The sequence below is a fragment of the Streptomyces sp. KMM 9044 genome (assembly GCF_024701375.2).
GTDB lineage: Bacteria > Actinomycetota > Actinomycetes > Streptomycetales > Streptomycetaceae > Streptomyces.
The window spans coordinates 7,148,122-7,163,217 of the sequence record NZ_CP113910.1 but is presented as its reverse complement, the minus strand read 5'-3'; the positions used below and the strand labels follow the sequence as shown (position 1 = coordinate 7,163,217).

Below are 15,096 nucleotides of genomic sequence, written 5' to 3'. Positions count from 1 at the left end.
ATGGAACCGCCCGTCCCGCCCCCCCCCACGGGTCAGATGCGTCCGCCGGTCATCCGTGTGAGAGGACCGTGGGCGTGGCGTTCCGCACGGCGGCCCACCGCGTAGGATGCGGCGCTCAGTACGGTCAGGCCGGCTCCGACACCGGCGGCGACGAGCTTGCGGTTCGAGAGGACCGTCCAGGCGGTCACCGCCGTGGCGGCGACCTGACCCGAGGTGGCGACGACCGCCTTACGGCCCGCCTCGACGCCCTTGGCGGCGCTCTGCACGGCGCCGTTCGCCGCTCCGGCCGCGCGCTCGGCGCCCGACTTGGCCGCTGACGCAGCGTCACCCGCCTTGGTGGCGGCGCCGCCTGCCGCCCACGCGGCGGGAGCGGTCGCCTTCTCCGTGGCGTTCTGGGCCTGGGCCACGGCGTTCCGGGAGGAGGTGGTCTTCTGGTTCTGGCTCTTGTTCTGTTCACTCATGGACACCGACTTGCCGCTGAATCCTGCGGCAAACCCATCCCGTCGTCCGACCCACGTCGCGCGGGCGTCGCCGGGACGCGTTCCAGGACACCGCCCGCGAACACGTCGTACAGCGGCAGCGTCTCGAGGTGGACGTAGCCGATATGACAGTCGCAGCTAGTGAGGGGGCAGGGGCGTGGGGTCAGGGCCTGCCGGTAGCTGCCGTCGTAGAGGTTGCCCAGTTCGGTGCGGACGAAGTGGCAGCGGCGGACCGTGCCCTCGCCGTCGACGGAGATCACGGACTCTCCGGTACGGCAGGGCAGGCCCGCGCTGGCGTGCGGGCGACGGCTGTAGCCGAACAGTGGATCCAGTGCCGTCCACATGTCCGCTTCGGTGTCGTCGTACGTGCGGCCCTCTGCTGCGTTGACCCACAGGTACACCTGGTCCGGCAGTTCGGCGCGCAGCCGCCGGGCCGGCTCCAGGTGTTCGGGCAGGCCGACGACGCCGACGCTGAACCGGACGCCGAGGCGGGCCAGCTCGTGGCTCCTGGCCAGGAAGCGGTCGTGCGGGGTCTGCCCCGGGTGATAGGTGCACCACAGGGCGAGGGTGTCGAGGTCGGCGTCGGCGAGCCAGTCGGTTCGGCAGCTTAGGTTGGTCTGGATGACGACCCGGCGGATGTGCGGCCGGTGGGAAAGTTCGGTCAGGGCACGCCGGTACCAGGAGCGGACCAGACCCTCGCCCCAGGGGGTGAAGAGGAGGGAGAGGCGGTCACCGGTCTGCGTGGTGGCCCAGTGGGTGAACCGTTCCAGGGCGGCGCGGTCTGCGCGCAGTTGCTCCCGGCTGTCGCGCCGCTTGGCGAAGGGGCAGTACGGGCAGTCGTAGTCGCACGAGGCGAGTGGGCCACGGTAGAGCACGGTCAGGTCCATGGGGCCGTTCGGGGGGCTGGTCACGGAGCGGTTCACGGGGCGGGTCTCACTTCCGCTCGTAGGCTGCCATGGCTGCCCGGACGGCCGGGGAGAACAGTTCCGGTCCGATGGCGTCGGAGTGGGCGAGCCCTTCCGGGGTCAGCCGCAGCACTGGGGCGCGCGGGCCGTCGTCCGCCAGCCAGCCGCGGTCGGCGAACCGGGACAGTTCGGTGCCGAAGTCGTCCTGGGGCGTGCTGTCGAACCGGGCCCGGTAGTCGGCGGTGTCGAGGCCGTCCGCCTGGAGCAGTGACTGGATGAGGTGGCGGCGGCGGGCCTCGTCGGTGCCGATCACCCGGCCGTACTCGGCTCGGGCCAGGTCTGCGGCCGGACGCCGGACGTAGTCGTCGATGATGCCGCGGATCTCGTGCATGCCGACGGCGTAGTCGAAGGAGTAGTGCAGGCCGGCGGTGTACGAGCGGGCGCCGCAGCCGAGGCCGATCATGCCGTCGGTCTGGCAGGCGTAGTCGTCGGCCCCCTGCGGCGGGGCGTCGGCGCGGCGGAACATGCGCATGGACTGCTGGGTGTAGCCGCGGGCCAGAAGGTGGTCGCGGCCCAGCCGGTACAGGCGCAGCCGCTGCTCGTCCCAGGCCGGGTCGGTGTCCGGTGCGCGACGGCCGAGGCCGGTCAGGGGGCGTATGTAGAGCGGGTAGAGATAGAGCTCCTCGGGCTGCCAGGCCAGGGCGGCGTCCAGGGAACGCAGCCAGGTCCGCTCGGTCTGGCCGTCGATGCCGTAGATCAGGTCGATGTTGAGGACGGGGATGCGGGCGCCGCGGACGCGGCCGAGGGCCGCCTCGACGTCGGCGCGGCGCTGCGGTCGTACGGCGGCGCGGGCCTCGGTGTCGTCGAAGCTCTGGACACCGAGGCTCAGCCGGGTGGTGCCGCGCGCTGCGAGGACCGCGAGCCGGTCGGCGGTGGCCGTGGCGGGCGAGGCCTCCACGGAGAGGGGGACTGCGCGCAGGTCGGCGCCCATGCGGTGTTCGGCGATGTCGCAGAGCCGCTCGAGTTCGGCGGCGGTGAGGAAGGTGGGAGTGCCGCCGCCGAAGGCCGCGGTGGCGAACCGCACGTCGTTCCGCTCGCCCAGGGCCTCGCGCGCTGCGGTCGCCTGCCGGTCCAGGGCGTCCAGGTAGGCATCGGTGAGGCCGTCGGGGGCGCCGATACGGGTGAAGAGGTTGCAGAAGCCGCAGCGGACCTCGCAGAACGGGATGTGCAGGTAGAGGGAGAGTGCGTCCTTGGGTTCGGCGGCCCACAGGTCGCGCAGGAGCGGGCGGTCGGGGAGCCGACGGTAGGCGGTCTTGTGCGGGTAGGCGTAGACGTAGTTCTGGTAGGGGCTCGCCGGGCGCGTGCCGCCGGTGCGGGGGTGGGGGCTGGTGACGGTGGTCATCGGGCGGCCTCGGCGGGGGTGTGGTCCAGGAGGAAGTGGGCGTAGGGCACGGTCCACACGGACGGGTGCCCGATGCGGTGGCCGGTGTAGCCGTCGTCGCCGTACGCGGTGCCGTGGTCGGAGCAGACGACGGCGAAGCAGGGGCGCCTGCTGCTCGCGGCGGCGAAGAGGCGGCCGATGTGCCGGTCGACGTACTCCAGGGCGGCGGCGTGCGTCGCGCGCGTGTCGCCGTCGGCCCGGGTGGCGCCGGGCAGGTGGAACCAGTTCGGCTGGTGCAGGGCGGCGACGTTGACGAAGAGGAACAGGCTTTGCTCGTCGGGCAGTTCGCGTACGACTTCTTCCGCGCGGGTCACCTGGGCCTCGAACGAGGTGGGCGAGGCGACGCCGAACTCCGGTTCCCAGTGGGACTCCTGGAACATTTTGGGGAGTACCGACCCGAGGGAACCCTGCCGGTTGAAGAAACCGACTCCGCCGATGCACACCGTGCGGTAGCCCTCCTTCGCCAGGCCCGACACCAGGTTCGGGGTGTCGTACACGAAGGTGCCGTCGGCCGTGGTCTCGCTGCCTGCGAAGCGTGCCGCGAACAGACGGGGGTGCGGGCCGGGGGTGGCCGGCGTCGGCAGGAAGCCGGCGAAGATCGCCTGGTGCGAGGCGTAGGTGAAGCTTCCCGGTGCATGCCGCTCCTCCCACCGGCCGCCGGGCAGCAGGCGGGCCAGGTTCGGGGTGCGGCCGGTGGCGGCGAGTTCGGCGGCGACGTCGTGGCGGAGGGTGTCGAGCGTGACGAGCAGGATGTCGTGACTGCCGACGATCTGGCTCATGTCGGGCTCGTGCCGGTCCGGTTGGCGGTGCTCCGGGGGTGGGGCGGGGCCGGTGGCCTGCGGGTCGCGCGGTGCGGGCGTGGGGGGCGTCGGGTCAGGCGCGGGCATGGGTGGTGGTTCCTGTTCTGTGTGGATCATGCGGGTGCTGCGCGTGGTGCCGACGGCTCGGGTGCTGTGGGGCGTCTGCGGTGCAGAACAGCGGTGATCTGTGCCGCGCAGGTGTCGAGGCCCTCCGCTCCGCTGCCCGGCAGACCCGTGAGGCGGGGCAGCAGATCGCCGAAGGCGTTGACCTCGCCGACCGCGAACCGGCGCCAGCCGACGGCCGGGAGCAGGTCGACGCCCACACACAGGGTGCGGGGGAAGCAGGCCGCCGCCCGCTCGCACACGGCGAGGACGTCGGACCACCGGCCGCCTCCCGCTTGTACGGCCTCCCGGACCGCATCCAGGTCGCCGCGGCTTCCGCCGAGGTGGAGGTTGGTCAGTGGTGAGGTGCTGGTGCGCACCACGGCGTGGGTCGCACGGCCGGCCACCACCACGATCCGCAGATCGGCGACGCGGCCCCGCAGTGAGGCCTTGGGCAGCCAGCGTTCGAGATGCAGTCCCTCGGGTGCCAGCGTGTCGACGATCGTGGCGATGTCCCGCTCCCGTTCGTAGCGGCGCAGTTCGAGGGAGTTGAACAGGGCCTTGCCCGGCGCGATTTCGACGGAGGTGGTGGCCCGGATGCGACCGGCGGCCGACGACTCGACGGCGAGAACGCCGGAGGCCGAGGAGCCGTGCGCCGGCTTGACGAAGAGCCTCGGCATCCGGTGCTCGCGCATGAGTGCCCGGACGTCGTCCCAGCCCCGGACAGGTGCCGCGTCTCCTCCGGAGGTGGGCGACCGGGGCACGGGGACGTCCGCCGCATCGAGGGTCGCGTGGCAGCGCCGCTTGTCGAACAGGACGGCCAGGTCGTCGGTGCCGTCGAGGCGGACGCCGCCCCGCAGCCCCCGCGTCGCCCGCATGAACCGCGCGTACCAGAGTGCCGATCCCTCGACCCTCGTGGGGTCCTGGATGTCCCGCAGCAGCCGGTCGACCTCCGGGTTCTCTCCTGGCGAGTCGAGCCGGACGATCTCGTCGGCCGCGAAGTCCGCCCCGCCCGCACGCAAAACGTCGGCCCAGGCCACGATGCGCGGTGCGGGCAAGCCGGCCGCGCGTACGCCCTCGGTGAAGAGGGTGACCCTGCGGTTCTCCGGGTTGCCCACGACGGCGAAGCGCGCGGGCGGACCGGCCGTCGAGGCAGTCGCCCCGGCCCGGGCGGGCCCCGGGACAGGCGGCTGGGCCTGCATCACTCGGTCGTCACTCCCCGACGGACACGTAGCGGCGGGCGGTGCCGTTGTCGTCCTCGCCCGCCTCGGCGGCGTCCGGGTCGAGGTCGACCTCGACGCCCGCGGCGGCGAAGGTCTCGCTCAGGCGCTGCCTGAGCGGCTCGCTGAGGTAGTTGTGGTGCAGGTCGAGCTTCTCCAGATGTGTCAGCGGCTGACCGCCGAGGAGAGCGACGGCACCGTCGTCGCTGAGGGTGCCCATGGACAGGTCGAGCACGTCGAGGCGTGCGACCACCGGGGCGGACGCCACGGCGGCGGCGACCTCGTCCTGGATCTCGCTGTTGCGCAACGCGAGGTGGCGCAGGCGCGGGAGGCGGTCACCGGACAGAATCGGCTCCAGGTCGGCGGCCTCGCTGTCCGCGCCGTACCACGAGGTGCCGAGCCACAGATCGAGGTGCTCCAACGCGGGCAGTTCGCTGGCCCCGACGCCCCGGACGACCTCCGCCGGGAGACCGCCGGTCTCCATGGTCAGCGAGCGCAGCGCCTCGTGGCGCAGAGCGGGGAACTCCAGTCCCTGGCCTCCCCGCACCCCGAACTCCTCCAGGGCGGGGAAGCCGTTCAGCAGGGGGGTGACGTCGGTCTGGTTGATCCAGGAGATCTCGCACTCCTCCCATGTGATGTCTCCGAGGAAGACCGACCGCAGGGCGGGCAGACGGTCACGCGCGGCCAGCAGCGCCTGGATGACCTCGGACGGGGCCCAGTCGTACGCGTCCTCCCAGGGGCCGACGATCAGTGCCCGCACCCCGCTCGTGTCGACCTGGGCGCAGAACCGGGCGAAGGCCTCCTCCCACGTCTCCTCGACGTCGTACGAGCTGGTGGCGATCCGCCAGGCCACGGCCTCGGGCTCGGGCAGCTCCGCCGTCGTCCCGGACGGTCCGGGGAAGGAGAAGGCGGGTAGGCCGTACAGCTTCTCGAGGTTGTCACCGATGGTCATGCGAAGCGCTCCTGACATGTGACGCGGGTGAGGGACGAGTGGTGGTACGAGGTTCGGCGCCGTCACGGGCCCCGGGTCGGGAGCGGCCCTTTGACGGTGCGTGCAGCAGTTCTACCAACAGCAACTGACAACGCCCGGCGGCGGGCCTCGCGAAGGTGCGTTGTCAGTGGTGGCTCCTACGGTCCTCGCATGGACTCCGGAGCACCGTGCGCCGGAGGGGAGGGGAGATCCATGTACCGGCAGGGAGACGTACTCATCGTGCCCGTCGCGGACGAGGCGGTGCCCGCCCACGTCCCGGACGCGCCCAAGGAGCCGCGCGATGTCCGGGGCCGGCTCGTGCTGGCCCTGGGAGAGGTCACCGGGCATGCGCACGCGGTCGTCGGCAAGGGCGAACTGATGAGCGAGCCGGGCCCCTTCGGGCCGCTGCTGCTGCATCTGCCCGAGGGCGGCCGGGTGGTGCACGAGGAGCACGCGACGATTTCACTGCCGAAGGGGTGGTACCGCGTGATCCGGCAGCGCGAGTACGTCCCCGGTTCGGTACGGATCGTCGCCGACTGAGCCGCACGGACTTCAGGCACCGGGCACGCAGCACCAAGAAGCACCAAGAAGCACGGCCCGAACGAGCGGCACGGACAGAGGACGTTGGGAATGACGACGACAGAGCGGACGAACGGGGTGTCGGCCGTGACCGGCGGCCTTGCAGCAGCGGCGGGCGGGGACGGCGTGGAGAGCGGCCCGGGGCACTGGCGGGCCTGGGCCGCGAGTACGGTGCGCGCCGACCGGGCCACCGCCGAGGAGGGCATCCGGCTGGCCTACCGGCGGGCCGGGCTGCCGGAGCCGGAGCGGATGGTCTGGGCCGGCTCGCCGCGCGAGGGCGCGACGCTGGTGCGGCAGGGCACGGACTTCGGGGCGAGCGTGCGCGAGGCGGTACGCACAGCGCCCTGGGCCGCCGAACGCGCTCGCCTGCACGCCCGGTTGGGCGCGGCGGGCTGGGCACGCCACTGGTGGGCGACCGGTGGTGGTCTCTGGGACTCCACGCAGGTGCTGGTGGACCGGATCCGCGCCGGGGTGCTCGACGATCTCGCGGCCGGCGACGCAGGTGCCCGTACGGAGATACGACTGGTCCTGCTGGACGCGCTGCTCGGGCAGCACGACGCGCCGTGGCTGGCCGCCCTGGACGCCGACGGCCCGTCCCCGCTCGACGGGCCGGCCCAGGTGTGCCGCAGCGCCGGCTGGTGGTGGCCGTTCGAGAAGGTGACGGTGGTGTGCGAGCGCCCGGTCGCCCTGCACCGTGACGAGGCGGGCCGGCTGAACCACGGGGATGGCCCGGCGCTGGAGTTCCCTGACGGGTTCGCCCTGTGCGCCTGGCGCGGCATGCCGGTGAAGCGTGCCTTCCTGGAGGAACTGCGCGCCCTCACGCCGGAGCGGGTCCGGGCCGAGGAGAACGCCGAGCTGCGCCGGGTGATGCTCGAGTACTACGGCTACGACCGCTACCTGGCCGATTCCGGGGCGCAGCCCGTCCACCGGGACGAGACGGGCACGCTCTGGCGGGTCGAACTCGACGGCGACGAAGCGGTCGTGATGGTGGAGGTCGTCAACTCCACCCCGGAGCACGACGGCACCCACCGTACGTACTGGCTCAGGGTGCCGCCGACGACGCGGACCGCGCGGGAGGGAGTGGCATGGACGTTCGGGCTCGCGCCCGAGGTGTACGAGCCGCTGAAGCAGACGTGAGGTCCTTCCGCCGTCCGCAGGGCTGACTCCGCCTCCAGGGGGTAGGTGAAGGAAGGAACCGGCAAGGACCAAGAACGAAGACGAGCAAGAGACCGACGAGTGACCTCTCGGCGGCCGACCGGGCCGCCGGAGAGCGGTCCCGTGGAAGGAGCCCTCATGGCCGGCATCGTGGAGCGCATCAAGCGGTTCGCCAGGAGCCCTCAGGGGCGGCGCGCGACCGAGCAGGCGCGGCGTGCCGCGGCCGATCCCCGGCGCCGGGCGCAGGCCCAGCGGCTGCTGGGCAAGTTCCGCGGCGGACGTCGCTGACCGGCTCCGCCGCCCCTCGGTGCGGCCCGGTGTCCGGGAAGGTCCGGGCCGCAGGCGTGATCAGAGAGGACCCTCATGGACGGATCGTCGGTGCGCGCAGTGGGCTGGGCGCGTACCCTGCCGATGGGCGGTGAGGTGAAGGCGGCCCGCGACTGGGCCCGCGACTACCTCGACGCTCTGGGCTGGACCACCACGGTGCCCGAGACGGTGGACGCCGTGCTGCTGACCGTGTCGGAACTGGTCACCAACGCTCACCGGCACGCCCACAGCAACGCCCAGTTGACCCTGTCCCGCGACGGCCGTTGTCTGCACATCTCCGTCCACGACACCTCGGCAGAGCTGCCGGCCCGTCGCAGCCCGGGGACGGAGGGCACCGGCGGACGAGGCATGCTTCTCGTCAACGCCCTGGCCGACGAGTGGGAGACCCGCCCCTGCCCGCACGGCAAGTCCGTCACCGCCTGCTTCCGGGGACCGCGGCCGAAGGACGCGCCAAAGACGGAAGCGGAGCGCTGACCGGGCTTCCCGTGGGCAAGGCGGTCACCCCCGGCATACGATCGGCCGACCCCGATCCTCCCGAGGAGTTCCGCCCGGTGACCGCCGTCCTCCCGCCGCCCCGCATCTCCGCCGGACTGCTGCTCCCGCGCCGCCTGACCCGTGTCGAGGACGACGAACCGCTGCACGCCCTGCGGGGATTCCCGGGCCGGGCATGCGGATGATCAGCAGCGCGGTCCTGGGCGGCAGCATCGGCGAGCGGTCCTGGGTCCTCAACGCGCAGGTCTCCCACGGTTACCGCCGCACCGACCCCGACCGGCACCTCGCCGACCTCGCCACCGGTGCGGGCGCGCTCGGTCCGGGGGTCGGTCCGATGACGGCCGCCGACATCGCCTCGTATGCCCACGTGCACGACGGGGGTGCGGAGGCCGATCGTCACGTCGGGCGTCGACGTACGTGGCGGGGCCGCGGCCCCCTGGGCCAGGAAGGACGGCACGGACGGCGCACGCGTACGTGCCCGGCACGATCAACATCGTCGTGGCCCAGCCTCGTACGTCGAGAGGCGTCCCGGGCTCAGGCACGGGTGCCGTTGCGACCGGGCTCGGGCGCGGCGACCTGGCCGAGCGCGCGGCGGCGTTCCCACTCGGCGGCGTCGGTCTCACAGACCTCCGCCAGCCTGGCGAGCATGGCGCCGTGGCGGAGCTGGACCAACGCCTTCGCGGCCGAACGGCGCAGTCGGCGGTCGGCGCCCCGCAGGGGGTGCTCGTCGACGGTCACCAGGCACTCCTTCCCCCAGGGCCGCAGCCGTACGGCGATCCGCGCCGTGCCGAGTGGGCCCTCCCCTGCTTCGAGTTCCAGAGCCTCGCCCCGCTCGCAGCGCCGGACGACCGTCTCGCCTGCCAGGCGGAGGGGCCCGATCCAGGTCTCGTAACGGATTGCGGACCCGAGCTGGGGGCCACTGCCCCCGCACGGGCTCGGACAACGAGGTTCCCACCACCCAGTCCGCATGACGACTGCCGTCCGCGAGGACCTCCCGGACGGTCCGCGCAGGCGTTCTGATCAGACGATGACAAACCGCCACGACGACCTCCTGGGGCCAGACCCACACGAGTGCGCCGGACGCGTGAGCCCTCCTCGCACCGGTCGGCACCAAGTGCCCACGGCCGGGCACGTAAACCGGCGGCGCCCCGCCCCGGCCCCGGCAGTCGGTCCTCCTGCCCGCGCCGTGCGCGCTCGCCGGACGCCATGGCCCAGCGAATGCCGGCGGTCACGGCGGCGCCGAGCGGGCGGACGAACACGTCCTCGGCGGGCGGTACCCGGGGCAGCCACAGCGCGCGCAAGGCCCAGACCGGCAGCAGGGACACCGCGCCGGCTGCGAGGGCGCCGTAGGGCAACTGCGCGAGGACGGGCACGGGTGGGTCGAGCAACAGGAAACGCGCCGTACTGCGTGCCGCGGGGGTCGCGCGCAGTTCGCTCCGGTAGGCGGCGAGCCGGTCGGTGAGCTCGGCGCGGTTCGTCGGTGGGTCGGGCACACCGAGCGCGATGGCGATGCGCGCCATGTCCTCGACGTACCCGTCGCAGTCGGCGGCGTCCAGCGGCCGGGCGCCGAGGCGCTGGTGGGCACGGGGAAAGGAATCGATCTCCGCGATGTGCACCCAGCACAGCAGATGGGGGTCGGCGGCACGGTACTCCTGGCCGTCGGAGGTGGTGCCGTGCACGGCACGTACCCGGTCGACGGCTCGCTGGGCACTGTCGGCCGGACCGTAGGTGGTCATGGCGAGGAGGGTGCTGGTCCGCTGGAGGCGCCCCCAGGGGTCGCCGCGGAACCCCGAGTGCCCGGCGACGGCGGCCATGGCCAGGGGATGGAGCGACTGGAGCAGCAGCGCCGACAGCCCACCGGTGAACATCGGGGCGTCCCCGTGCACCTGCCGGACCGGACGCTCGGGACCGAACCAGCGCGGGCCGGGCGTGCCGTGGATGCGGGCCTGGTTCTCGGGCCCGTCCGGTCCCGCCACCCGGGAGAAGATCACATCACCGATCCGGTCGCGCAGCACACGGCCGTTGTCCGAGAGGAGCCCTCATGCCCGCATCGCCTCCCTGCGCCCGCGAGGGCCGACCGGCGCACGGCCGGGCGGCGCTCCACGACGTCGCCGGCCTCGCTCACCATCCAGTACCCACGAGCCGCGGCGTTACGGCGTGCACCTCCTGTTTTCCCTCCGTGCCTCGGGCCTCACGGAAGGTCCCCCCTCCAATCGAACACACTCCCGTCACCGGCGCGGGGCACGTACAGGGCGCGACCGCCCGCGCCGTATCGGCCCATCTCGGTGGGCAGCCCGACACCGCCGCGCAGTTCCGTCTCCAGACGGTCGGTGACGTCCAGCAGCAGACCGTCCAGAGGCCCGCCGGCCAGTTCCACGTACAACCGCCCGTCGCGCGGTCCCGGATCGTCGTGGTCCGCCCCGTAGACCCTGCCGCGCATGAACTCCAGCTCGTCCATACCCGCAGGGTGGCATCCCCCACTGACAATCGCCGCCCGCACGACTCTGTTGCTCCATTGCGGAGAGGGACGCCGGCCTGTCGGCGGGGCGCAGGGAACGGGTCTCGCGAGGAGGCGGTCCGGCCCCGGCCGGCCCCTCCCGGATGCGGTGCGTGACCCTCCCCCGAATCGAGCAGCAGAGTCCCGCACCGGAGCAAAGGCATGGCTTGCGGTCCTGCCGTGCGTCCGCTCCGGCCGGGCGGTGCGCGAACTCAGCGGGCGCCCGTCCAGTTGTGGGCGACGTCGATGACGAGACGGTCCTGGAGTTGCAGCACCCGGAACGGCAGCCGGGCGCGTACACCGAGCCCGATCTGGGTGTCACCCTCGAAGCTGGCGCCGAACCGGGCGTCCCTGAAGGTGCGGTACCCACTCGGATCCACGTCTGGCAGCGGCTTTCCCGCGCGGGCCGGATAGGTGGGATCACCGGTCTCGGGGTCGTAGGACGGTGCGGCCACCCGCACTTCGAGGACGGCGCCGCCTGCGACGGGGACGTGGACGCCGGAGCCGTCCTGGTACAGCCGGTCGACGTACCGGACCGTGTACCCGACGGCGCCGGCGCTGCCACTGCCGCCCGCGCCCGGCAGATCGACGACCATCCGGTCGTAGCAGTCGTGGCGGCCGGTCCTGACATCGCGCACCGGTGTGGTCGGGGCGGTGCCGGCCGTGTCGCTCTTGGCCTGGCTGCCCCAGCCGGTGGGGCACACCGCGGACGAGACCGTCGCCGCCCGGGCTGCGGCCTGGGCGGCGACGGCGGGGACCGCCGCCGTACTCAGGGCGGCGCCCACGAGCGCCAGGGTCACGTAGACGGTTCTGGTTTGCATTATTTTATGCTCCTAGGGGTTGCTCCTGCCGATATCTGGTGAGACAGCCGGGTTCACCCAAAGGTTGCGCTCTTGTGGGCAGATCCCGTTCACGCCCGGGACGCGTCCACAGCGGGTCCGGTTCGTGCCGGGCGTCCTTGGGACGGACCGGGGCCGTTCCCGCCGCGCCGGAGCACCGGCCATGGCACATCCTGGTGGGAAGCGAATGATGTCCCGTGCGTCCGCACCGGGAGGACGCGAGATGGAAGAGGCAGCCGCCGTACCGGCCGGAGAGCGGCCGGGAGACCGGCCCGGCACCGGCCCGGCGCCGGGCGGGGCCGACGACGCGGAGCGGATCGAGGACGTGCTCGCGCGGCCCGTGGTGGCGGCGGTCGAGGCCCTCGGCGGGTATGGCGGCCTGGTGTACCTGCGGTCGCGCGACCGGCGTTCGCTGATGTTGTGCGTGGTGACCGGAGTGCCGCGGTCTCTGCTGAAACCGTGGTGGCGGGTGCCGGTGGGCGGCGCGCTGCCGATGGCCGAGGCGTACCGCTCGGGCAGGCGACTGTGGCTGCCGGACGAGCGGGCGACGATGCTGCGCTTCCCGCAGTTCACCGCCGCGCTGCCCTATTCGTTCGCCTCCGCCTACCAGCCGGTGGCGGTGGGCGGGGAGACCGTCGGAGTCCTGGTCGTGCTGCGGTCGGCGCCGCGGGAACCGATGGGGGCGGCGGTGGCGCGCGTGCTGCACGACGCGGGGCGGAGCATGGAGGAGCGCCTGACGGGGTTCGTCCGGCGTGCCCCCTCCCCTGCCCCGACGGCCACGGACGGCGGTACGTCGGCGGCCGCGGAAGCCGTGGCGTACCGGACCGGGTACGACGGCCAGCCGGTCAGCGTGCGACTGCCCACCCCGCCGGCCCACACCCTGCGGCTCGGCATGGTCGAGTGGGATCTGGACAGTGACCGATGGTGGGCGGACGACGAGGCACTGTCGCTGCTCGGGCTAGCCCGCAAGGACTTCGGCGGCACCCTGGCGGACATCGAGGCCCGGGTGTCCCCGGACGACGTGTACGAGCTGCGGGCCTGCCGGAGCGAGGCGAGGGCGGGTCTGCGGATCGGGTCCCGGCACTTCCGGGCGCTGGACGAGAGCGCGGAGGACGGCCGGCTCCGCTACCGGCCGGTGGAACTGTGGGGACATGTCGTACGGGCGGGGTCGGCGGGCAGGCTCCTGGTGGGGGCGCTCGTCGATGCGGTGGGCGGGGTCACCGCATCGGAGGCCGCCGAGCGGCTGCCCGACGGGCTGTTCTCGCTCGACCAGGACGGCCGGGTCACCTACGCCAACCAGCGCTGTGCGGAGCTGCTGGGCTGCGGGCGGGACGAGTTGCTCGGCCACTCTCCCTGGCAGGTGATCACCTGGCTGCACGATCCGGACTACGAGGACCGTTACCGCGCGGCGATGCTGTCGCAGGAGCCGGTGTCCTATCCGGTACGGGGCCCGAACGGCGCCTGGCTGGGCTTCGTGCTCTACCCCGGTGTGCACGGTCTGACCGGCCGTGTCTTCCGCACCGGCCCGCCCGCCGGAGTCGTGGCCGGACCGGTGTCCGAGGCCGGAGCGGCGCCCGGAACAGCCCCGGGGACGGTCCTCGGCGCCGGCAGGGCGGGGGCCGTCCCGCGCGGCGCGGAGCCCGCCGTGCCACCGCCGGCGGAGGTCGCCGCCCCCCGCGCGGGAGCGCTGTACCACGTCGTACAGATAGCCAGTGCGCTCACTGAGGCCGCCACCGTCATGGACGTGTGCCGGGCGGTGTCCGAACAGTTGCTGCCCGCGTTCGGTGCACGCGAACTGGCCCTCTACGCGGTCCGCGACGAGCGGATGTACCTGCTGTGGGAGTCCGGTTATCCGGAGGGCTTCCTCGCCCCGTTCGAGGGCACCCCTCTGGACTCGGAGCTGCCCGGCGTGCACGCGCTGACCACTCGGTTCCCGCTGTTCTACGAGTCACCGAAGGAACTGAGCAGCGCGTATCCGGGGATCGCCCTGGACCAGATGCGCGCCTGGGCGTTCCTGCCGCTGATCGCGTCGGGCCGTCCGGTCGGCTCCTGCATCCTCGGCTGGGAGGCCCCCCACCGGTTCACTCCCGACGAGCGTTCCGCGCTGATCGCGCTGAGCGGACTGGCCGCCCAGGCGCTGGAGCGGGCCCGGCTGTACGATGCCGAGTCAGCCGTCGCGCGGGGCCTGCAGGAAGGGCTGCTACCGCACCGGCTGCCCGCGATCGAAGGGCTGGTCAGTACCGGCCGCTATCTTCCGGGAACCCAGGGCCTGGCCATCGGCGGCGACTGGTACGACGTGTTCAGGACCGAGCGCGGGGTGGCGCTGGTGATCGGGGACGTGGAGGGGCACAGCGTCCAGGCCGCGGCCGTCATGGGGCAGCTGCGCAGCGCCGTGCACGCCTTCGCGGCCAGCGGGCACCCGCCGCAGGAGGTCATCACGCACACCAACCGGCTGCTGGCCGATCTGGAGGCGGACGCCTTCGCCACCTGCTGCTACGTCGAACTCGATCCGGACACCGGCCGTGCTTTCGCCGTCCGGGCCGGCCATCCGCCGCCGCTGTTGCGCCACCCCGACGGCCATACCGAGATCCTGGATCTCGTCGGTGGCGTGATGCTGGGCGTCGAGGCGGACGCCTTCTACCCGATCACGGCGCTCACCCTGGCACCCGGCAGTACCCTCGCCCTGTACACCGACGGGCTGGTCGAGCAGCCCGGCAGCGATATCGAGACCGGGATCGAGGCGGTTCGCCGCACGCTCGCGTACAGCGGTGCGGACTCGGTGGAGGAGCTCGCCGACCAGTTGGTCAGGACGGCCCGCAGGGCCGATGACCGGCCGGACGACGTGGCGCTGCTCCTCACGGCATACCGCCGGGCGCCGGGGGACTGACCTCTCCTGCGCCGGAGTCCCGGCTGTTCGCGCCCTCTCCTCCGGGGAGGGCTCAGGGTCCTGGTCCGTCGTGTGGAGGAGGCGGTCGGTGAGTCGGGGCAGGTCCTGGCGGCACACACCGCGGTCACGGGCAGGCGTCTGGTCACGGCCGTGCAACAGCCGTCCTCGTGGACCGGGTCGTCCAGCCGGGGCGGTGCCTGCCAGGACCGCGTGCCGACGAGCTGTTCGGGACGGCGGCCCCGCAGGCGGACCGCGGTGGTGGTGAGGAAGGCGGTCCGGCCCTCGATGTCGAGAGGCACTGCATCTCGGGCAGCCGTTCGATGCACGGGGTGCCGGACGGCCGGCACGGCAGCGACCGGGCGCGGTGCCGGTACGCCCCGGCACCTCCCGTACGAACCCCGGC

The 15,096-nt window shown here is 73.0% G+C and carries 15 protein-coding genes and 2 pseudogenes; 7 read left to right on the top strand and 10 right to left on the bottom strand.

The features are described 5' to 3' along the window. Positions 1-32: 32 nt before the first annotated feature. The 6 genes from HUV60_RS32225 to HUV60_RS32200 form a co-directional block, all read right to left on the bottom strand. Positions 33-461, bottom strand: coding sequence for a hypothetical protein (locus HUV60_RS32225; RefSeq protein ID WP_257853590.1), 429 nt, complete (start codon positions 459-461; stop codon positions 33-35). Continuing rightward, positions 458-1,366: an STM4011 family radical SAM protein gene (locus HUV60_RS32220; RefSeq protein ID WP_257853775.1), complete on the bottom strand. Its 909-nt coding sequence runs from the start codon at positions 1,364-1,366 to the stop codon at positions 458-460. Before HUV60_RS32220 ends, HUV60_RS32225 begins: the two co-directional genes overlap by 4 nt. 46 nt (positions 1,367-1,412) lie before the next feature. Then, positions 1,413-2,786: an STM4012 family radical SAM protein gene (locus tag HUV60_RS32215; protein WP_257853589.1), complete on the bottom strand. Its 1,374-nt coding sequence runs from the start codon at positions 2,784-2,786 to the stop codon at positions 1,413-1,415. Further along, complete coding sequence (locus tag HUV60_RS32210; protein WP_257853774.1) at positions 2,783-3,604, bottom strand: STM4013/SEN3800 family hydrolase; 822 nt, start codon at positions 3,602-3,604, stop codon at positions 2,783-2,785. Before HUV60_RS32210 ends, HUV60_RS32215 begins: the two co-directional genes overlap by 4 nt. A gap of 134 nt (positions 3,605-3,738) precedes the next feature. Beyond that, positions 3,739-4,929, bottom strand: coding sequence for an STM4014 family protein (locus HUV60_RS32205; RefSeq protein ID WP_257853587.1), 1,191 nt, complete (start codon positions 4,927-4,929; stop codon positions 3,739-3,741). A gap of 10 nt (positions 4,930-4,939) precedes the next feature. Continuing rightward, a complete protein-coding gene (locus HUV60_RS32200) occupies positions 4,940-5,899 on the bottom strand; it encodes an STM4015 family protein (RefSeq protein ID WP_257853586.1) in 960 nt (319 codons plus the stop codon). 231 nt (positions 5,900-6,130) lie between these two features. Here HUV60_RS32200 and HUV60_RS32195 point away from each other — a divergent pair, with 231 nt between their 5' ends. The 6 genes and pseudogenes from HUV60_RS32195 to HUV60_RS34145 form a co-directional block, all read left to right on the top strand. Continuing rightward, positions 6,131-6,457 (top strand): hypothetical protein, encoded by a 327-nt coding sequence (locus HUV60_RS32195; RefSeq protein ID WP_257853585.1) that lies wholly within the window; start codon positions 6,131-6,133, stop codon positions 6,455-6,457. A 90-nt stretch (positions 6,458-6,547) separates the two neighbouring features. Beyond that, entirely contained in the window at positions 6,548-7,633 is a 1,086-nt protein-coding gene (locus tag HUV60_RS32190; RefSeq protein WP_257853584.1) for a DUF6745 domain-containing protein, read from the top strand. 156 nt (positions 7,634-7,789) lie between these two features. Next, entirely contained in the window at positions 7,790-7,939 is a 150-nt protein-coding gene (locus HUV60_RS32185; protein ID WP_257853583.1) for a hypothetical protein, read from the top strand. A gap of 75 nt (positions 7,940-8,014) precedes the next feature. Further along, positions 8,015-8,452 carry an ATP-binding protein gene (locus HUV60_RS32180; RefSeq protein ID WP_257853581.1) on the top strand — a complete coding sequence of 146 codons (438 nt, stop codon included), beginning with the start codon at positions 8,015-8,017 and terminating at the stop codon, positions 8,450-8,452. A 77-nt stretch (positions 8,453-8,529) separates the two neighbouring features. Then, a complete protein-coding gene (locus tag HUV60_RS34150) occupies positions 8,530-8,655 on the top strand; it encodes a hypothetical protein (protein WP_443047473.1) in 126 nt (41 codons plus the stop codon). Then, positions 8,646-8,792: pseudogene (locus HUV60_RS34145) on the top strand (adenosylcobinamide amidohydrolase); the annotation flags it as partial. The gene HUV60_RS34150 and the pseudogene HUV60_RS34145, both read left to right, overlap by 10 nt. Positions 8,793-9,004: 212 nt before the next feature. Here the strand turns inward: HUV60_RS34145 and HUV60_RS33710 are convergent. The 4 genes and pseudogenes from HUV60_RS33710 to HUV60_RS32155 all read right to left on the bottom strand — a co-directional run bounded on the left by HUV60_RS33710 (position 9,005) and on the right by HUV60_RS32155 (position 11,791). Then, complete coding sequence (locus HUV60_RS33710; RefSeq protein WP_331462060.1) at positions 9,005-9,208, bottom strand: hypothetical protein; 204 nt, start codon at positions 9,206-9,208, stop codon at positions 9,005-9,007. Between the two features lie 467 nt (positions 9,209-9,675). Then, a pseudogene (locus HUV60_RS32165) lies at positions 9,676-10,485 on the bottom strand (oxygenase MpaB family protein); the annotation flags it as partial. A gap of 176 nt (positions 10,486-10,661) precedes the next feature. After that, positions 10,662-10,928, bottom strand: a complete 267-nt coding sequence (locus tag HUV60_RS32160; RefSeq protein WP_257853580.1) for a hypothetical protein — start codon at positions 10,926-10,928, stop codon at positions 10,662-10,664. 251 nt (positions 10,929-11,179) lie between these two features. Then, positions 11,180-11,791 (bottom strand): AMIN-like domain-containing (lipo)protein, encoded by a 612-nt coding sequence (locus tag HUV60_RS32155; RefSeq protein WP_443047562.1) that lies wholly within the window; start codon positions 11,789-11,791, stop codon positions 11,180-11,182. A 238-nt stretch (positions 11,792-12,029) separates the two neighbouring features. On the opposite strand from HUV60_RS32155, the gene HUV60_RS32150 reads away from it, so the two are divergent. Continuing rightward, positions 12,030-14,693, top strand: a complete 2,664-nt coding sequence (locus tag HUV60_RS32150) for a SpoIIE family protein phosphatase (RefSeq protein WP_257853577.1) — start codon at positions 12,030-12,032, stop codon at positions 14,691-14,693. Positions 14,694-15,096 lie beyond the last annotated feature (403 nt).

Bases quoted from the DNA above. Each gene is read 5' to 3' on its own strand.
- HUV60_RS32205 (WP_257853587.1), bottom strand. From the start codon at position 4,929: ATGCAGGCCCAGCCGCCTGTCCCGGGGCCCGCCCGGGCCGGGGCGACT.
- HUV60_RS32150 (WP_257853577.1), top strand. From the start codon at position 12,030: ATGGAAGAGGCAGCCGCCGTACCGGCCGGAGAGCGGCCGGGAGACCGG.
- HUV60_RS32210 (WP_257853774.1), bottom strand. From the start codon at position 3,604: ATGAGCCAGATCGTCGGCAGTCACGACATCCTGCTCGTCACGCTCGAC.
- HUV60_RS32220 (WP_257853775.1), bottom strand. From the start codon at position 1,366: ATGGACCTGACCGTGCTCTACCGTGGCCCACTCGCCTCGTGCGACTAC.
- HUV60_RS32185 (WP_257853583.1), top strand. From the start codon at position 7,790: ATGGCCGGCATCGTGGAGCGCATCAAGCGGTTCGCCAGGAGCCCTCAG.
- HUV60_RS32190 (WP_257853584.1), top strand. From the start codon at position 6,548: ATGACGACGACAGAGCGGACGAACGGGGTGTCGGCCGTGACCGGCGGC.
- HUV60_RS32195 (WP_257853585.1), top strand. From the start codon at position 6,131: ATGTACCGGCAGGGAGACGTACTCATCGTGCCCGTCGCGGACGAGGCG.
- HUV60_RS32225 (WP_257853590.1), bottom strand. From the start codon at position 461: ATGAGTGAACAGAACAAGAGCCAGAACCAGAAGACCACCTCCTCCCGG.
- HUV60_RS32180 (WP_257853581.1), top strand. From the start codon at position 8,015: ATGGACGGATCGTCGGTGCGCGCAGTGGGCTGGGCGCGTACCCTGCCG.
- HUV60_RS32200 (WP_257853586.1), bottom strand. From the start codon at position 5,899: ATGACCATCGGTGACAACCTCGAGAAGCTGTACGGCCTACCCGCCTTC.
- HUV60_RS32215 (WP_257853589.1), bottom strand. From the start codon at position 2,786: ATGACCACCGTCACCAGCCCCCACCCCCGCACCGGCGGCACGCGCCCG.
- HUV60_RS32160 (WP_257853580.1), bottom strand. From the start codon at position 10,928: ATGGACGAGCTGGAGTTCATGCGCGGCAGGGTCTACGGGGCGGACCAC.